The 16,679-nt window shown below is 59.5% G+C and carries 18 protein-coding genes; 10 read left to right on the top strand and 8 right to left on the bottom strand.

The genetic code is table 11. From position 1 onward, the window contains the following. Nucleotides 1-135 precede the first annotated feature (135 nt). On the top strand, nt 136-510 hold the full coding sequence (locus tag CupriaWKF_RS32445) for a PHA-granule associated protein 4 (protein ID WP_276103438.1): 375 nt from the start codon (nt 136-138) through the stop codon (nt 508-510). Between the two features lie 292 nt (nt 511-802). Continuing rightward, nucleotides 803-1,306 (top strand): TIGR01841 family phasin, encoded by a 504-nt coding sequence (gene phaP / locus CupriaWKF_RS32440; protein ID WP_276103437.1) that lies wholly within the window; start codon nt 803-805, stop codon nt 1,304-1,306. Nucleotides 1,307-2,603: 1,297 nt separating this feature from the next. Here phaP and CupriaWKF_RS32435 read toward each other — a convergent pair. The 4 genes from CupriaWKF_RS32435 to CupriaWKF_RS32420 all read right to left on the bottom strand — a co-directional run bounded on the left by CupriaWKF_RS32435 (nt 2,604) and on the right by CupriaWKF_RS32420 (nt 8,155). Then, nucleotides 2,604-3,872 carry an IS256 family transposase gene (locus CupriaWKF_RS32435; protein WP_276098122.1) on the bottom strand — a complete coding sequence of 423 codons (1,269 nt, stop codon included), beginning with the start codon at nt 3,870-3,872 and terminating at the stop codon, nt 2,604-2,606. Nucleotides 3,873-3,969: 97 nt separating this feature from the next. Next, on the bottom strand, nt 3,970-4,938 hold the full coding sequence (locus CupriaWKF_RS32430) for an IS5 family transposase (protein WP_276103436.1): 969 nt from the start codon (nt 4,936-4,938) through the stop codon (nt 3,970-3,972). A gap of 999 nt (nt 4,939-5,937) precedes the next feature. Continuing rightward, a complete protein-coding gene (locus tag CupriaWKF_RS32425) occupies nt 5,938-6,903 on the bottom strand; it encodes an MFS transporter (protein ID WP_276103435.1) in 966 nt (321 codons plus the stop codon). 391 nt (nt 6,904-7,294) lie between these two features. Beyond that, nucleotides 7,295-8,155: an MBL fold metallo-hydrolase gene (locus CupriaWKF_RS32420; protein ID WP_276103434.1), complete on the bottom strand. Its 861-nt coding sequence runs from the start codon at nt 8,153-8,155 to the stop codon at nt 7,295-7,297. 84 nt (nt 8,156-8,239) lie between these two features. Between CupriaWKF_RS32420 and CupriaWKF_RS32415 the strand changes: the two genes are divergently transcribed. The 6 genes from CupriaWKF_RS32415 (at nt 8,240) to CupriaWKF_RS32390 (ending at nt 11,575) form a co-directional block, all read left to right on the top strand. Beyond that, on the top strand, nt 8,240-8,578 hold the full coding sequence (locus CupriaWKF_RS32415) for a metalloregulator ArsR/SmtB family transcription factor (protein WP_276103433.1): 339 nt from the start codon (nt 8,240-8,242) through the stop codon (nt 8,576-8,578). Next, nucleotides 8,572-9,006 (top strand): YeeE/YedE family protein, encoded by a 435-nt coding sequence (locus tag CupriaWKF_RS32410; RefSeq protein ID WP_276103432.1) that lies wholly within the window; start codon nt 8,572-8,574, stop codon nt 9,004-9,006. The genes CupriaWKF_RS32415 and CupriaWKF_RS32410 overlap by 7 nt, the downstream gene beginning before the upstream one ends. 1 nt (nt 9,007) lies before the next feature. Then, nucleotides 9,008-9,439 (top strand): YeeE/YedE family protein, encoded by a 432-nt coding sequence (locus CupriaWKF_RS32405; protein ID WP_276103431.1) that lies wholly within the window; start codon nt 9,008-9,010, stop codon nt 9,437-9,439. 56 nt (nt 9,440-9,495) lie between these two features. Continuing rightward, entirely contained in the window at nt 9,496-10,314 is an 819-nt protein-coding gene (locus tag CupriaWKF_RS32400) for a sulfite exporter TauE/SafE family protein (protein ID WP_276103430.1), read from the top strand. Nucleotides 10,315-10,369: 55 nt separating this feature from the next. Then, entirely contained in the window at nt 10,370-11,188 is an 819-nt protein-coding gene (locus tag CupriaWKF_RS32395) for a c-type cytochrome (protein ID WP_276103429.1), read from the top strand. A gap of 177 nt (nt 11,189-11,365) precedes the next feature. Beyond that, a complete protein-coding gene (locus CupriaWKF_RS32390; RefSeq protein ID WP_276103428.1) occupies nt 11,366-11,575 on the top strand; it encodes a DUF2892 domain-containing protein in 210 nt (69 codons plus the stop codon). Between the two features lie 16 nt (nt 11,576-11,591). Here CupriaWKF_RS32390 and CupriaWKF_RS32385 read toward each other — a convergent pair whose 3' ends face one another. The 3 genes from CupriaWKF_RS32385 to CupriaWKF_RS32375 all read right to left on the bottom strand — a co-directional run bounded on the left by CupriaWKF_RS32385 (nt 11,592) and on the right by CupriaWKF_RS32375 (nt 13,940). Beyond that, nucleotides 11,592-13,148, bottom strand: coding sequence for an IS66 family transposase (locus CupriaWKF_RS32385; protein WP_276103010.1), 1,557 nt, complete (start codon nt 13,146-13,148; stop codon nt 11,592-11,594). 82 nt (nt 13,149-13,230) lie between these two features. Next, entirely contained in the window at nt 13,231-13,566 is a 336-nt protein-coding gene (gene tnpB, locus CupriaWKF_RS32380; RefSeq protein WP_276103009.1) for an IS66 family insertion sequence element accessory protein TnpB, read from the bottom strand. Beyond that, nucleotides 13,563-13,940 (bottom strand): transposase, encoded by a 378-nt coding sequence (locus tag CupriaWKF_RS32375; RefSeq protein WP_276103008.1) that lies wholly within the window; start codon nt 13,938-13,940, stop codon nt 13,563-13,565. Before CupriaWKF_RS32375 ends, tnpB begins: the two co-directional genes overlap by 4 nt. A 149-nt stretch (nt 13,941-14,089) precedes the next feature. Here CupriaWKF_RS32375 and CupriaWKF_RS32370 point away from each other — a divergent pair, with 149 nt between their 5' ends. Both CupriaWKF_RS32370 and CupriaWKF_RS32365 read left to right on the top strand, forming a co-directional pair. After that, entirely contained in the window at nt 14,090-14,437 is a 348-nt protein-coding gene (locus tag CupriaWKF_RS32370; protein WP_276103427.1) for a carboxymuconolactone decarboxylase family protein, read from the top strand. Nucleotides 14,438-14,493: 56 nt separating this feature from the next. Beyond that, on the top strand, nt 14,494-15,012 hold the full coding sequence (locus CupriaWKF_RS32365; protein ID WP_276103426.1) for an aspartate carbamoyltransferase: 519 nt from the start codon (nt 14,494-14,496) through the stop codon (nt 15,010-15,012). A gap of 17 nt (nt 15,013-15,029) precedes the next feature. Here CupriaWKF_RS32365 and CupriaWKF_RS32360 read toward each other — a convergent pair whose 3' ends face one another. After that, the gene (locus CupriaWKF_RS32360) at nt 15,030-16,226 is read right to left on the bottom strand and encodes an MFS transporter (RefSeq protein WP_276103425.1); all 1,197 of its coding nucleotides are present in this window, start codon (nt 16,224-16,226) and stop codon (nt 15,030-15,032) included. Nucleotides 16,227-16,679 lie beyond the last annotated feature (453 nt).

The raw sequence follows: 16,679 nt of genomic DNA, 5'->3' as shown, positions 1-16,679 counted from the left end.
GCCCGCCTACAACCTTCCCAACCACATGCTCCCAAGCGACGAAATTGCATTGCGCAATCTCGCCGCAGCGGTTAGCGTATATGAATTACCGCGCTGCAACAAAGGCGGTCCCGATGAAGTGAAGGGGGGAGCACCGTGACGAGAGCAAGCGCGAAGAGCAGAAGTGAAGCACTGCGTCTTCTCGATAGCACGGAGATAACCACGCTCGACTTGCAGTATGAGTCAGGGTGGCAGGACGCCATCGAACTCGCCCGCCTTGGCGACCAGGTTGGGATACGCGTCGCGTATCGCGGTCACGAGAGCATTGCGGTCAGTTCGCGAGCAGCATTGATTGCTGGCCTCCAGCGCCCGAAGACGACGTTCCGGCAACGAAACCTGTACTGCCAGTTCAATCTAGACCGGCTCGCAGCTAATGCCCTGGCGGCATTGGAAGCGAAGGCAAGTAGTTTTGGGGACTACATTCTCGCGGGGCACCTGCTGCGGGAGGTTGATGCGGAATGGACCGAGTAAGGCGGCGCCTGAGCCCCGTGCATTGGACACAATCCAAATGACGATTTGGTAACCAAGTGCGGGAAGGCGCTGATATCGGTTGTTTTCTGCCACGGACTCTTCGGCCAACCGGAAACTCGACTTCATTACGAGCGCGCAAGCCTGCCCAAGCGAAAAACAGTTGACTTCCGAGCAATCGCCCCTAGAATGATTTTTGCCGCAACGCAGCAAAAACTTCCACTTGGCGGCGCACTACTTGTGTCCTGATTCAGAGTTCCCCTCGAACACTCGCAGCCTCACCTATGGAGCAGTGATGAGCACTCCCATCCCCGAACAATCCATCTCCGCGCAGAAAGCGGGCGTGGAAAGGCTCCTTGGTCTGGCGACCATAGCCTTCGAAGGCATCGAAAAGCTGGCTGAGCTAAATCTGCAAGTAGTCAAATCAACTATCGCCGAAAATCATGAAATCCTGGGCAAGACGCTTTCGGCCAACAACCAGCAAGAGTGGGCTTCCCTGCCTGTGCACCTGACCCAGCCCATAGCCGAAAAGGCGGCATCGTACAGCCGGCAGGTCTCCGAAATCCTGTCGAGCATTCACGGCGAATTCTCGACGGCCGCCCAAGCGCACCTCCAGCAATGTCAGCGCGATACGCAAGAGTTATTCGAAAACCTCGCGAAGAACGCGCCCACAGGAAGCGAATCTGTCCTAGTAGCATGGCAATCGGCCTTTTCGACGCCCGCCGGCGCGTCCGACGAAACGGCCAAGAACACCACAAAGCATTTGGCCCACGACAAAGGTGTTGGCCCTGCCCTATAGTATTTCCTAGCGCGCACGCCCAGTCGGAATCAGTGCGAACTTCGGTTCGCTTTTTTTTCGCCGAGGGGGCCGATGTGGAAAATTTACATTGAAGCGTTGCAGGACTTCATTGTAGAGGCGCGGATTCAAGACTATGTGCCACTGTTTGCCGCGAAGCGCGTCAATGGCGCGTTGCGGCACCACGCTAACGTGCAGAAGCACCACACCCATAAGCGCAGAGCACCCTCTCTAGGGAATCGCTGATCGTGCGACACGTGCTGCTTGCCCGCGGCGTGTCGGTAGTCAAGTTTCAGCGGGCAGCGAAGTTCGTTCTTGTCTTGTCACATACGGTACTAGTGTGCTGTGACCTGCTGTACGACCAGCAGTCTCCTACCTGGACAGGCGTGATGAGTAATCGTCGGGTCTGAAGCTCCGGGGACAATGTACCCGTCGAAAGACGTCATGATTCGGCGACGAATGGTGGCGACGCTGCAAGCCGCAACGCGGTGTAGGGACTAGGAAATTTCCGCATGCGCAACAGATGTGAATCGCTGATAAACCGCGTCAATTCCGATGGGCCAAAGCGGCTGGTAGGCCCTGACCAAAAGGTAAGCAGCTGGTTGCTCCTTTGATCAGTAGGGGCACGTCGTCATCAGGGCTGCCGTGGGATAGGCGGGCGCTAAACGGACAGTCCTCGGGCTGGAGGTATCGCCGAGGTCGGCAAGAACGGGAACGTGGTAAGCCCGATTCTCTGCCAACATTTAGAACATCGAATCGTTGGCAAGCGACCCGTGAGGGAAGCTGTTGGGGAAGCGGGTAAGAGAACGCGCAAAAAGCGAATGCCAGACTGTAATCGTCCGGATAGGAGTTCAAACTTTGCTCCGACCTGAAAGGGTGCAGACTTGCGCGAGGTGTGGCTGTCGCGAACCAGTATTTGCGGTCCAACGCGGGGCAGCTTGGAAGAGACTGTCGTTGTTTTACGGCAGTTCAGCGCCTCCGCCTCAGCAATGAGATGGGCCAACGATATGACGTATGCGAAGGTCTTGTGCTGTATGGAAAGGCCGGCGCCGGGCAACGGTGCTTTAGCCATGCGCGAGCCGTATGCGGGGAAACTCGCACGTACGGTTCTTTGGGGAGGGGGCGACGGTGACGTCGTTCCCTTACCCGCTAATGAGGTTTGCGCTTGATGTTGCACAAGCCAAGGATTTCGATTTTCGCAACGCGGGAGAGATGGGCCGATTCAAGCCATTTTTTCTCTCGTTTCGCACCTTTCCTGGAGGTGTCAGGAATTTTGTGTGCTGAGGTCGGTTAAAAAATCTCAGCTCATGGCGGAGGTGAATCGCTCGCCAAACAGAATGGCGAACTGATTGACTGCTTGCCGCCAGGTGATAGGTGGCATCTTCCAATCCTTTTCGATGTTGCGCAAGGCCAGATACAGCAGTTTGCTGGCGGCCTCGTCGCTGGGGAAGTGGCCGCGATTCTTGACGATCTTGCGCAACTGCATGTGCATGCTCTCGATGGCGTTTGTCGTATAGATGATTCGACGCACCTCAGGCGGATAGACGAAGAAGGGAATCACCTGTTCCCATTGGCGCTGCCACATGGCCGCGACGGTAGGGAATTTGCGTCCCCACTCACTTCCCGCAAAGGTGTCGAGCGCTGCGGCCGCCGCCTCGGCCGTGGCGGCCTGATAGATCGGCTTGAGCGCGGCAGCCAACGGCTTACGGTCCTTCCAGCTCGCCAGATTCAGCGAATTGCGGATCAGATGCACGATGCAGGTCTGGATTTGCGCGGCCGGATAGACCGCCTCGATCGCCTCGGGGAAGCCGCGCAAGCCGTCGACCACCGCGATCAGGACGTCGTGCAAGCCGCGGTTCTTCAGTTCGTTGAAGACCTTCAGCCAGAACTTGGCGCCTTCGGTTTGCTCGATCCACAGACCTAGCACTTCCTTGCGGCCGTCGGCGCGGATGCCCAGCGCCAGATAGACCGCCTTGTTCTTGACCGTGCCTTCGTCGCGAATCTTCAGTCGTAGCGCGTCAAAGTACACGATCGGATACATGGCCTCGAGCGGGCGTTGCTGCCATTGCTCGACGTCAGCCAGCACCTCGTCGGTGACCGTGGAAATCAGATCGGGCGATACCTGCAGCCCGTACAGCTCCAGCAGATGGCCCTGAATCTCGCGCACGCTCATGCCGCGCGCATACATGCTGATGACGTGGTCGTCGAAGCCAGGCAGCCGGCGTTGATACTTGCCGACCAATTGGGGCTCGAACGTCGCCTGCCGATCGCGCGGAATATCCAGATTCAGCTCACCGTTGGGCGTCAGGACCGTCTTGGGGCTGGTGCCGTTGCGGTGGTTGCCGGTCTTGCCTTGCTCGGCCTCGTTATCCAGATGGTGACTCAACTCGGCGGCGAGCATACGCTCGGCCAACTGCTTCTTGAGCTGGCCGGCCAAGCCCGATTCGCCCAGGATCGACTCGGCATCCTTGCTCTGCACCTGGGCCAGCAGTTGATCGATCAGCTCATCGGGAAACAGCTTCGGTGCCTTCGGGTTCTTGCTCTTCTTGTTCACTGTCGTGTCGGTCATTGGACGTTTCCGTAATCGTCTCATGACCTCGGCACACTAAAAATCTGACAGGCTCCCTTTCCTGGCGCGCTTTGCGCGCTCAGGACGGATTGCTCCCCTATGAGGCCAACAACAGCTTCCTGGCGAGCACCAGATTCGCCAGACCAAACAGGCTGAACAACTGCGCCGTGTTCTTGACCAGGCCCTTGTAGCGAACCTTGCGATGACCGAAGAGATTCTTGATGACGTGGAACGGATGCTCGACCCGCGCCCGAATCTGGGCCTTGGTCCGCTCCACGGCGATCAGGAGCTCCTTGAACGCACCGTCACGCATCGCCTTGATCTTGCCGCGCTTGACGGCCACCCGCCACTTCACGGACTTGCCTTGCATCTCCTTGCGCTTGTCCACGACCGTGTAGCCCGCGTCGCCAAACGCGAGCTTCTCGTGGCCATGCAGCAAGGCATGCGCCTGCGACACATCCGACTCGTTGGCCGCCGTGCCCACCACGCTGTGCACCAGCCGCGAAGCCGCATCCACGCCGACATGTGCCTTCATACCAAAATGCCATTCATTACCCTTCTTGGTCTGGTGCATCTCCGGGTCGCGGCTCTTCTCCTTGTTCTTGGTCGACGGCGGCGCCTCGATGATAGTGGCATCCACAATCGTGCCTTCCTTCATCATCAGCCCCCGCTCGCACAACATGATGCCGATCTCGTCGAACAGCTTTCGCGTCAGTTCATGCTCGACGAGCAGGCGGCGAAACTTCAGCAGCGTGGTCGCGTCTGGCACCGCTTCGACCGCCAGGTCGACCCCGGCAAACGCCCGCATCGCCATGCTGTCGTACAGCGCGTCTTCCAGCGCTTCGTCCGACAACCCGTACCACTGCTGCAGGAAGTAGATGCGCAGCATCCGCTCCAGACCGATCGGCGGCCGTCCACGTTTGCCCTTGGGGTAGTACGGCTCGACCGCCGCAATCAGGCGCGTCCACGGCACCAAACTCTCCATCTCCGTCAGGAAGCGCTCGCGTCGCGTCACCCGCTTCTTGCCGTGGCTTTCCGCTTCCGCAAAACTGATCTGTCGCTTCATCTCCGACTCATATCGTGGGCATGCACATGACAACGCTTACACGCCACTCACAGATGACTGCCGCGCTGATTAAGCGGGTAAGGAGACAGCATCACTGCCGCCCCCTCCCCAAAGAACCGCCCAAGCGACTTTCACCGCAAACGGCTCAAGCACAGCTAAAGCATCATCAGTTGATACCGGTCTCGCCGTACTGCTCAAGACCTTCGCAAACGTCGTATCGTTGATTCATCCCATTGCTGAGACGAGGGCGCTGAACTGCAACGAGGCAGCCTCTCCCAAGCTTCCCTTCGTCGAACCTCAAATACTGGCCTGCGACAGCCACACCTCGCGGAAGTCTGCGCCCTTTCGGGCCGGGGCAAAGTTCGAACCCCTATCCGTTCCATTACAGATCGGCATTCGCTTTTTCCGCGTTCTCTTACCCGCTTCCCCAACAGCTTCCCTCGCGGGTCGCTTGCCAACGATTCGATGTTCCGAACCTCGGCAGAGAGTCGGGCTTACCACGTTCCCGTTCTTGCCGACCCGACTGTTCCCGGGCCTATCCGTTTAGCGTCTGTCTTTCCCCCGGCAGCGCTTGTGACGACGTGCTCCTTCTGATTAGAGGAGCAACCGGCTGCACACCTTTTGGTCAGGGCCTGTCAGCCGTTTTGGCCCTTTGGAAATGACGAGGTTTATCAACAATTCACTTACGTTACGCATGCGGAACTTGCCTGGCACCCCACACCGCCGATGGCTGGCAGTGTCGACCCTTCCCGTCACCGGGGCGAGCCGTCAATCGAGAGGCACGTTGTCTCCAAAGCTTCATACCCAGCCGTTACCAGTTGAGCATGTCTGGATAGGCAACTGTTGGTCGCACAACAGGTCGCAGTTCCAAACGCTTTCCTTCGGCGCTTGGGATACGACAAGACAAGAGCGAGCTTTGCCGCCCCTACTACTTGGCATTCGACACGCTGTGGGCAGCAGCACGTGTCGCACAGCGGGTCAGTCTTTCCCTAGGTTACGCTAAAATCGGTAGATGCCGATGGCCGAAGCTCTCGAATCCGGATGGGCAATATCGGCGACCGCCGCGCTCAGGTTTGGGTAAAGCATGGCCATACCGAGTCCGGTTATCACGGCAGGGGCGCTCCACCAGGTTGAGCCCGAGCCGAGCGACATTAGCGCAACAGCTGCGCCGCAAATCCACATACCAAAGGTGTTGAGAAGATGGCGGCCAATGCGGTCCGACAGCTTACCGGTGAAAAACTGTGCCGCACCCCAGGTAAAGCCATAGACGCCGACAATCCACCCAATTCCAGGCAGGCTCACCCCGCGCTGATGCAGATAAACAGGCCAGAACACCCAGACCAGGGCATCGACGAACTTTTCGACCATCCCAGCCTGGCAAAGTGCTGCCATCCGTCGGTCACGCCAGGTCATCAGCGCAAACATCTCTGCAGTGGTGGGTTGCGGCCCAATCGCTTCCGGATATTTCGGGCGCAGTGCTGGTGCCGCCGGACTTGCGTGTTGCTTTACTTCTTCTCGCGCCCAAGGCGGGGTCTCGACCACTGAGAGCCGAGCGAGAATCGTGGCCAGTCCGATGACCACGCCGCCGAACCAGAGCAAACCTTGCCGTGGGCCGAGCAGCGAGGCGAGGTATCCAGTGACAACGCCAGCAAGCGCCACGCCGACGTAACCGGACAATTCATTCAGACCAATCACCAAGCCCCGCTGGTCCGCCCGCGTGATATCGAGCTTCGCAGTCTGAGTCATGGACCAGGTCAGACCTTGGTTTATACCGAGCAGGATGGTCGCGAACACAATCCACGACCAACTGGTCGCCAAGTACACCAAAGCGGGTATTGGCAAGGCAACGAGCCAGCCAAGCAGCAGTACTCGCTTTCGCCCAAAATGTTCGGCCATACGGCCCGCGACGAAGTTCATCGCGCCCTTCACAAAGCCGAAGGCGACGACAAAGGCTACCAAGAGCATGAATGAACCGCGTGGCACGCCGAATTAAGACTCGGCCAACGCGGGTACAACGTTGCGCATCATCCCGATGGTCAGGCCAACGAGCAGAACCTGCAGTAGTTGCTGCAGGAATTGACCAAGATTTGCTCTGATACCGAAGTGCATCTTTACATGGCCCTTCTCTGTGTCAGGGGGCACAGCTCAAACGACCCACTGACGCAAGGCGTTAGCCGACCTAATCGTTAGATTTCTTGTTCTGGAGAAGTCTCACAGAAGCGAAGTGTTTTTGGTTAACGTAGCGACCGAGTCTAGCCATTCACCCAATACCCGGCACTCCGACTCTGCCCGGCATCGGAGCGGCTAGGGACTTGCACAGAAACCCAAACTGTCAATTCGCAGCTACTATCGCCCATCACAAGGCGTTGAGCGGGATTTTCAAATAGCGCACCCCGTTGAGCTCGGGTGGAGGCAATTCGCCGGCGCGGATGTTGACCTGGACCGACGGCAATATCAGCGTCGGCATTGCCAGCGTTGCGTCACGTGCCCGCCGCATCGCCACAAACTGGTCCTCGCTCACGCCATCGTGCACGTGGATGTTGCCTTCACGCTGGGCGCTGACAGTCGTCTGCCAAGTCGGGCCGCGCCCTTCGGGCGGATAGTCGTGGCACATGAACAGTCGCGTCTCGCCAGGCAAGTCCAGCAGCTTGCGGATGGACCGGTACAACTCATGCGCATTGCCCCCTGGAAAGTCGCAGCGGGCAGTGCCGACATCCGGCATGAACAGCGTGTCGCCGACAAAGACCGCATCTCCTATCTGGTAGGCCATGTCGGCGGGGGTGTGGCCGGGCACATGAACCGCCTTGCCGGTCAGACCGCCGATGTCGAACGTCTCACCGTCTTCAAACAGATGGTCGAATTGCGACCCGTCGAGCCGAAACTCCGGTTCGAGATTGAAGAGCTTCTTGAACACACCTTGGACACGACGGATGTCCTGGCCGATGGCAATGCGGCCACCCAGTTGGCGCTTGAGATAAGGGGCAGCAGAGAGATGGTCGGCGTGCGCATGTGTTTCGAGAATCCACTCGACCCGCAGCGCATGCTCGCGAACGAACGCAATGACCTTATCGGCACTTGCTGTCGATGTCCGCCCCGCCTTGGGGTCGTAGTCCAGCACCGAGTCGATAATGGCGCACTCCGGACACCCCGCCTGATACACCACGTACGTTACGGTCCAGGTGGCCGGGTCAAAGAACGGTTGAATGGTCGGTTGCATGCTTGCCTCCTTGGATGCAAAACATTCTGATCACAGATAGTTTATTTTTCAATATACTATTAACAGACAAAGTGTAGACAACCCATGGACCAGTCCCACCCGACCATCGACCTCGCCACGATGCAAGCTGCTGCGACGAACGCCTGTGCGCTGCTCAAGGTGCTCGCCAATCCGGACCGCCTGCTGCTGATGTGCCGCCTGTCGCAGGATGAGTTGTCTGTTGGCGAGCTGGAGGAACAGCTAGGCATCCGGCAGCCGACGCTGTCTCAACAGCTCGCCGTGCTCCGTGAAAACGGTCTGGTGGCGACGCGCCGCGACGGCAAGAACATTTTCTATTCGGTGGCAAGCCCCCAGGCGCTTGCCGTCATGGCCGTGCTTTATCAACAGTTCTGCGCCAATACCTCGGAGGACGCGACATGCTGATTGACCTTGCTAACTTCACGCCTGGTCTGTCGCTGGTTGGCGGACTCGTCATCGGCGCCGCAGCAGCCGTACTAGTGCTCCTCAACGGCCGCATTGCCGGCATCAGTGGCATTCTTGGCGGCCTACTCAGCCTGCCCCGAAAGGACATGGCCTGGCGCCTGGCCTTCCTTGCCGGACTGGTCGGCGCTCCAGTACTTGCGAGCCTGCTCGGCAAGCCCGCTGTTGCCGATATCCAGGCGAGTTGGGGAGAAATCCTGGTCGCTGGTTTTCTGGTCGGCCTTGGCACCCGCTACGCCAGCGGTTGCACCAGCGGCCACGGCGTGTGCGGCATCTCGCGCGGTTCCGTCCGCTCCCTGGTCGCCACCCTGACGTTCATGGTGGCGGGATTTCTGACTGTCTTCGTGCAGCGGCACCTAATTGGAGGCTGACGTGACCGCCATTACCGCATTGCTCGCGGGCCTGCTCTTCGGCATCGGCCTGATGGTCTCCGGCATGGCCAACCCCGACAAAGTACAGGGCTTCCTCGACCTGGCAGGAATCTGGGACCCGTCCCTGGCCTTTGTGATGGCCGGTGCGATTGCCGTCGGCTCACTCGCCTTCCTGATTGCCAAACGCCGCAAGCGCTCTTTCCTTGGGCTGCCCGTGCAACTTCCCGCCACCACGACCGTGACGCTGCGGCTGGTGCTGGGCAGCACGGCGTTCGGCATCGGCTGGGGTCTGGCAGGCTTCTGCCCCGGCCCCGCGCTAGTGGCCTTGGGCGCTGGCTATCCAAAGGCCGTTGGCTTTGTGGCGGCGATGGTGGCCGGCATGGTCGTGTTCGAAATCGCCGAGCGGGCCAAATCGACCCTGCAACGGGCGTAAGCAGGCCAGCACCCGGCGGCGACGTCCAATGAACGCATCTGTTAAGCCGTACATCGATGGAAAACGTACTTGCCGTCAGTGCAGCGCTGGACTCGGTAGTCGGTCTCATCCTGGCGTTGACCGGGGCAGGTGGCGCTATTCTCGCTGTGCCGCTACTGCTCTTCGTTCTGCATCTGAACGTTGCGGAGGCCGCGTCGGTCGCGCTGCTTGTGGTGGGCCTGTCTGCCGCCGTAGGAGCCATACTTGGACTACGCGCAGGCATTGTGCGTTACCGCGCTGCCATGCTGATGGCTATCGCCGGCACGCTGTTCTCACCTGTCGGATTGTGGCTCGCGCACCGTCTGCCGAACGGCCCACTAACGCTGCTATTCGCAGCCGTGCTGGCCTTTGTGGCATGGCGGATGTTCTGGCAAGCGACCGGGAGCACGCCGGAACACCCAACGGGAGCCGGCCTGTTGCAGCCTTGCCAACTGGACAATCGCACCGGCCGCTTTGTCTGGACCGCTTCCTGCACCCGCGCCCTTGCGCTCTCCGGTGTAGGCGCCGGCTTTCTCTCCGGTCTGCTCGGTGTCGGTGGCGGCTTTGTCATTGTTCCCGCCCTGAAGAAGGCCACCAACGCCCCAGTGCACGCCATCGTGGCAGCGTCCCTGGCAGTCATCACGCCGGTCTCCGCTTCCGGCGTCATTTCGACCGCGATTGCCGGGCGCATGAACTGGCAGATTGGTGCGCCGTTCGCTGGAAGTGCCATGGTTGCCATGTTAGGGGGCAGGCTCGTCGCCAGCCGGTTGAGCGGCCACAGGCTGCAACAAGGTTTTGCAGTGGTCGCCGGCCTGATTGCCATCGGCATGGTCGCGAAAGTCGCCATGGCTGCCTAATGCGAATACCAAAGCGAACACGTTAGTCGACACAACCATTCCTGAGGACACACTCGTGAACACAATCAAGCTGCGTGTTCTAACCCTGGCCATGCTGGCAGCCGCCAGTGCGCCAGTGCTATCTGAATCGCAGGCGGTGCCTATGCCCGTGCCAGACGAGGCTTCAATTCCCAAGGGGCCAATGGGTGATGCCATCAGGCATGGGAAGGTCTTGCTGACGGACACCCACAAACAGCTTCCGAACAATGTCGGCAATAGACTGAACTGTACGAGCTGTCACCTCAATGCCGGAACGACTGCCTATGCATCGCCGTGGGTGGGGCTGGCCGGAGCCTTTCCGGAATACCGGTCGCGCAGTGGAAAAATCATCTCGCTACAGGAGCGCGTCAATGACTGCTTCCAACGCTCAATGAACGGCAAGCCGCTGGCGTTCGACTCGGCCGAAATGAATGCCATCATGGCCTACATGAAGTGGCTGTCCACGGGGGTCCCGGCCGGCACCAACGTGACCGGCAGAGGTTTCGAAAAGATTGATACCGCGCTCGTCCCGAACAGAGAGCACGGTAAGGCACTCTATGCAGCGCAATGCGCGTCCTGCCACGGGGCGGAGGGGCTGGGCACCAAGAACCCGCAAGGCGGTTACATTTTCCCGCCCGTCTGGGGCAAGGACTCCTTCAATGTAGGAGCGGGGATGGCGCGCATGTACACCGCCGCTGCTTTTGTGAAGCACAACATGCCGCTTGGCCAGGGTGGAACGCTGTCTGCGCAGGATTCCGTAGACGTGGCAGCCTACTTCACGCGGCAGCCGAGGCCCGATTATGCGGCCAGGGTGAAAGATTGGCCAAAGGGCGACAAGCCGAAGGACGCACGATAGCGTCAGTCCAGCGCCGACAGCGTAATCGCTCCGCATGAGCTTGCGCCACGTCAACGCCTGACGTCCTGTAAGGGGCGAGACCATTTAAGAGCTCTCGCTTCCAGAACTCAATATTTTCAGCAGCAACCCCACTCTGCTTTTCATCCACACCGTCTTGTTATGGACAAGGAGCCAGTCATGCAAGCAAATGTTGGAACCATTGACCGAGTCCTCCGGATTGTCGTTGGGCTGGTCCTAATTGGCCTGGCCGCGACGGGTCGCATTGGCGCCTGGGGCTGGATTGGCATCCTGCCACTGCTGACAGGCGTCGTGCGCGTCTGCCCCGCCTACAGCATTGTTGGTGTAAAGACCTGCGCGTCACCGAAGTCTGGTGTAAGCGCCCGGTGAACCCGTCTTGACGTGGCTACTCAGGGAGGACGGAGGCAGTCCAGCGATGTGGCAGGAGCTCCGCGATGTCAGCGGTCTTCTGGGTTGGCAGTCGCGTAAGCACGTCTTTCAAGTAGGCGTAGGGGTCATGCCCATTGAGCTTCGCCGACTGGATCAGACTCATGACTGCGGCGGCGCGCTGGCCAGCGCGCAGCGAACCTGCGAACAGCCAGTTCGATCTTCCAAGAGCGATAGGCCGTATTTGCCCTTCGATATGGTTGTTATCGATAGGCACGGCTGGATCCTCAACGTAGCGCACGAGTGCCACCCAGCGTTTGAGGCTGTAGTCGATAGCTCGCGCAATGGCCGAACCGTCTGGCACCCGCCGCCTTTGTTCTTCAAGCCAGAGATGCAGTGCGTCCAGGATTGGTCTGGCCCGCTGCTGTCGCGCTTCCAAGCGTAGTTCTGGTTCTGCGTCCCGCACCTCTCGCTCGATCTCGTAGAGCCCGGCAATGAAGCGTAGCGCCTGGCCAGCCAACTCGCTCTTGTGCTTGTCGTGCAGCTCAAAGTACTTACGACGCGCGTGAGCCATGCACCCAATCTCGACGATGCCACCGCCGAAGCTGGCCTTGTAGCCAGAGAAGTCGTCGCATACCAGCTTGCCCTGCCAGTCCTGCAAGAATGCGCGAGCATGTTCGCCGCTGCGGCTAGGTGCAAACTGATAGATCACTGCACGCAACGATGAGAGCTGGCTCGGTGCGTAGGCCCACAGGTAGGCGCGATGCGTCTTGCCGTCGCCTGGCGAGAGCATCTGCACTGGTGTCTCGTCGGCGTGCAGTACGCTCTGGGTCAATACCTCAGCCTGCAGGGCATCCACCAGCGGTTGCAGTCGCACACCGCAGATACCGACCCACGCACCCAGCGTCGATTGCGGGATTGCCAGGCCGGCCCGCGCGTAGATGCGTTCTTGCCGATACAGAGGAAGATGGTCGCCAAACTTGGACACCAGCGTATGCGCCAGCAGCCCGGCGGTGGGGATGCCCTTGTCGATGACGTGGGGAGGAACCGGTGCCTGAGTGAGAGTCTCACATTGCCCGCATACCCACTTGCCCCGGATATGACGTTCGACCGTGAACACGCCAGGGGTGTAATCCAGCTTCTCACTGACGTCTTCGCCAATGCGCTTGAGCGCGCAGCCGCACGTGCAGGTCTCGGACTCTGGCTCGTGACGGATCTCGGTGCGAGGCAATTGAGGCGGAAGCGCCTGGCGTTTCGGCTTGTCCCTGGGCTCCGACTTGGACGGCGGCATCAGCGCTTCCAACTCGGCTTCGATTGCCTCAAGGTCTGCATCGAGGGCTTCCTCCAGCAAGCTTGCCTGGGCCGATGTCAGTTGCTCGCTGCGTTTGCCGAACTTCCAACGCTTGTGGATGGCTAGCTCGTGAGTGAGCTGATCGATCTTGGTTTGCCGGTAGCGCAACTCCTGCGCGTGCCGCGCAATGACGGCGTCATGCTCCTGGATCTGCGCCCGCAGCGTCGCAGCCAACTCGCGCAATTGCTGTGGGCTCAGGTCGTCCAGGTTCTCGGCGGGATTCATGTTCCGAATCTTGCCAGTTCCCGGTCACTCCAACCATTGGCACAGCCCCCAATGGACGCTCGGCTCCTGTGCCAAGCCACGACTAAAGCACGGTGATCGCCTCATCGCGGCCCAAGCGCTGCCAAGGCAGGCCCAGCACCAACGCATCCAGTTGCTCCCGACACAGCGGCGTCGTGATGGCTGTCATACCGTCGGTCCAGACGAAGCGACCCTTATTGAGCCGCCGCGTCGCCAACCAGATGCCAATGCCGTCGTACACCAGCACCTTGATCCGCGTGGCACGCTTGTTCGTGAAGAGATAAGCATGATGTGGCCGGGCGGCTCCAAATACCTTCACCACCCGAGCCAAGACCGTATCTGTTCCCGCTCGCATGTCCAGCGGCTCGGTGGCTAGCCAGATTGCCTCGACGCGGATCAACGCAACCACCCCTGAAGCCATTCGCCACACTCTGCTGCGGCCGATCCCGGCCAACGAATGTTGATCGTCGCTGCACCGCGTCGCACTTCGATCTGTATATCCGGTATCGCCGGCGTCGGCGTGGGATCGCCGATCTGCAGCGGGATGAACTCGGCTTGGGGTACTGTCATCAATGCGCGGGCTTCGCCCGCGGCTTCCAACGCTTGGTGCTCAGCGACCCAGCGCCGCAGCAGATTCGCGTTCACGCGATGGTGCAGCGCTACTGCCGCAATCGAAACACCAGGATGCATGCAGTCCTGGACGGCTTTGGCCTTGAACTCGGCGCTATGCTGACGTCGGCGTCGCGCTGGTACGCTCTCTTCGATAGTGTTCACGTGTCCACCAAGAATTTAGATGGACACGATGCTCCTTGCTCTCCTGCTTCCCTTCAAGACGGGTTCACCGGGCCCTTACAGTCTGGTGCCAAGTAAGTCCATATATCGTTCGGCCTGCCATCGCAGGCCTCAAGATGAAGGAGGTTTTCATGAGTGGCCTGCCAGAATTCAAGACTGTGGTCAAAGACGTGTCGGCGCAAATGCGCGGCCTGCGAGAGAGCCAGCCGGGCTTGATGACGGCCTTCAGCCAGCTGGCTGCAGCCGGCACCAAAGAAGGCGCGCTAAGCAAAAAGACCCGGGAGTTGGTGGCGCTGGGTATTGCAATCGCGTGCCGCTGCGATGACTGCATTGGCTTTCACGTCAAAACGCTTGTCCAACTCGGAACCACCCGAGCTAAATTAGAGGAAGTGCTGGGAACAGCCGTGTATATGGGAGGCGGGCCGTCGATGATGTACGCCACGCACGCGCTCGCTGCATTTGAGGAGTTTTCGTCCTGACGCAGGTGTCGGGCTACCCAACACAACTGCACTGCCTATTGAGTCCGGAGTCCATCGTGAAGAAGCTCAGTCTTTGCCTTACGCTTTCCGTCTTTTCAAGCCTACCGCTCACCGCGCAATCTGCTGACACGCAACGCCAAGCGGAGGTCGCCAAGTTAGGCGCAGACGTGATGCCGTTCAGTCTAAGGGCCACAACACACGTATTTACCAAGACGAGGGACGGGGGAACCCAGCGCGTGGTCGCGAAGGATGATGCGTCCGATGTCACGCAGGTCCGATTGGTGCGAGAACACCTACAGCTCATCCAGAAGCAGTTCCAGGCAGGCGATTTCTCAGGCCCTTCGTACATACATGGCAATGAGATGCCTGGCCTTGCCCAACTCAAGGCAGCGAAGCCGGGCCAAATTTCTATTACATACATGGACGTCGCAAGGGGCGGCGAACTGTCTTTTCGCACTACTGAGCCCAGTCTTGTGTCTGCTCTTCACGCTTGGTTCGATACGCAAGTTTCCGACCATGGCGCAGACGCGATGGAGGGCCATGCGCATCATCATGGCGCTCATTCCCAAGACTGACCAGAGCCCGACTACCTTCACCGTCGTCGGACGAATTTCGCAGTGAGAATCAGGCAGATAGTCACACCGCTGAATATTGCTCCGCCATAGAACGTAAAGGCGGCTCCGAATCTATCCCACAGCCAGCCCGCCAATGCGCTCGCAATCAGCAGCGCCAGCCCGCTAGCCAGATTGAAGACACCGAACGCCGTGCCCCTGAGGTCAGCTGGCGCGGTATCGGCGACCATGGTCGCCAAGAGTCCCTGCGTCATTCCCATATGCAACCCCCAGAGCACGACTCCGCAGAGCGCGACCGACCAGTGCGAAGCCATGGCAAGCACAACGTCAGCCGCTATCAGCACCACCAGTCCCCATACCAGGAGTTTGGAATGACTGTACTCGTCAGCCAGCTTCCCGAATGGATAGGCTGCGATGGCATACACAAGATTCATCGCCACCAGAACGAGAGGCGCCAGGAACAGCGGCAGGCCCAAACGCTGAGCCCTCAGCACCAGGAATGCTTCACTGAATCGCGCCAGCGTGAACACCGCACCCACGGCAACCACACCCCAATAGGCTGGACTCAACCGCACGAGATTCTCGCGTTGAACGGGGTTAACACGCTTTGCACCTTCGTGGGCCTCCGGCTCTTGCACACCGAACAAGAGCAAGACGACAGCTAAGATGCCCGGAATAACGGCCACCAAGAAGACGGACCTAAAGTCGTTCGCCCAGAGATACATCAAACCGATAGCAATCAGGGGGCCGAGGAAGGCTCCCACTGTATCCAGCGACTGTCGAAGTCCGAAGGCGGCACCTCGAAGGTGGGGCGGAGCAATATCCGCGACCAGTGCATCACGCGGCGCACCACGAATGCCCTTGCCAACACGGTCAGCAACGCGCGCACCCAGCACCATGCCGACCCCCGAGGCAAATGCAAAGAACGGCTTCGACAGCGCACCCAACGCATAGCCGAAGACTGCCAGTCCCTTGCGCCTTCCTAAATAGTCGCTCAATGCGCCGGAAAAGACTTTTACAATCAGGGCCGTCGCCTCGCCCGCGCCTTCTATTAGCCCGACCGCCATGGCACTTGCACCGAGCGTAGTGACCATGAAGACAGGCAGCAGGCTATGGATGAGCTCAGACGACACATCCATCAGCAAGCTGACGAAGCCCAGCATCCAGATGCTGGTGGGAATCTGGCGTAAGGTACCAGCAGGAGCAGTCATTGCCATTAGTCTTTTCGATGGTGAGGCAGAGCTGGGTCTCAACCTCGCTTTTCGTTGTACTGGAATATCAGCTCGTCACTGCACAAAACCGTGGCTCGAGAACCTGAGACCTCCATCAGTCTTCCGGGAGAAATTGCGTGTAGGAGACCTCGCCAACCCAGGGGCTGAGTAAGCGGCAAGGCGGTGAGCCTTCTTCTCCGGCGTTGGAGGGAACCATCGTTCAACGTACCACCAGAGCTGGTTATTGAACACAGAGGCCCGGATTTGCAGCAGGTTGTGGGCGTGACCGACTGCGCTCATCGCCACATTCATCAATATTTCCGGTGCGCACTTCAATCCCCTCATGACGCTCGCCGAGATTTGCCTGGGTAAGCTGCGCTGGAGGCATGCCCGAATTACATCCTAGCGCACCTTTGCAGGCACCCCGCCGGCGGATACTCCCGGCTTCATTGTCAGCAA

Origin of the sequence: Cupriavidus sp. WKF15, from assembly GCF_029278605.1 — a bacterium.
Classification (GTDB): Bacteria; Pseudomonadota; Gammaproteobacteria; order Burkholderiales; family Burkholderiaceae; genus Cupriavidus.
The sequence above is the reverse complement of the archived record's forward strand: the minus strand, read 5'-3'. Positions and strand labels throughout refer to the sequence as shown.

Coding starts and splice junctions, on each gene's coding strand:
- CupriaWKF_RS32425 (WP_276103435.1), bottom strand. CDS start 6,903: ATGCTCTTGGTAGCCTTTGTCGTCGCCTTCGGCTTTGTGAAGGGCGCG.
- CupriaWKF_RS32390 (WP_276103428.1), top strand. CDS start 11,366: ATGCAAGCAAATGTTGGAACCATTGACCGAGTCCTCCGGATTGTCGTT.
- phaP (WP_276103437.1), top strand. CDS start 803: ATGAGCACTCCCATCCCCGAACAATCCATCTCCGCGCAGAAAGCGGGC.
- CupriaWKF_RS32435 (WP_276098122.1), bottom strand. CDS start 3,872: ATGACCGACACGACAGTGAACAAGAAGAGCAAGAACCCGAAGGCACCG.
- CupriaWKF_RS32420 (WP_276103434.1), bottom strand. CDS start 8,155: ATGCAACCGACCATTCAACCGTTCTTTGACCCGGCCACCTGGACCGTA.
- CupriaWKF_RS32360 (WP_276103425.1), bottom strand. CDS start 16,226: ATGGCAATGACTGCTCCTGCTGGTACCTTACGCCAGATTCCCACCAGC.
- CupriaWKF_RS32370 (WP_276103427.1), top strand. CDS start 14,090: ATGAGTGGCCTGCCAGAATTCAAGACTGTGGTCAAAGACGTGTCGGCG.
- CupriaWKF_RS32430 (WP_276103436.1), bottom strand. CDS start 4,938: ATGAAGCGACAGATCAGTTTTGCGGAAGCGGAAAGCCACGGCAAGAAG.
- CupriaWKF_RS32385 (WP_276103010.1), bottom strand. CDS start 13,148: ATGAATCCCGCCGAGAACCTGGACGACCTGAGCCCACAGCAATTGCGC.
- CupriaWKF_RS32410 (WP_276103432.1), top strand. CDS start 8,572: ATGCTGATTGACCTTGCTAACTTCACGCCTGGTCTGTCGCTGGTTGGC.
- CupriaWKF_RS32415 (WP_276103433.1), top strand. CDS start 8,240: ATGGACCAGTCCCACCCGACCATCGACCTCGCCACGATGCAAGCTGCT.
- CupriaWKF_RS32400 (WP_276103430.1), top strand. CDS start 9,496: ATGGAAAACGTACTTGCCGTCAGTGCAGCGCTGGACTCGGTAGTCGGT.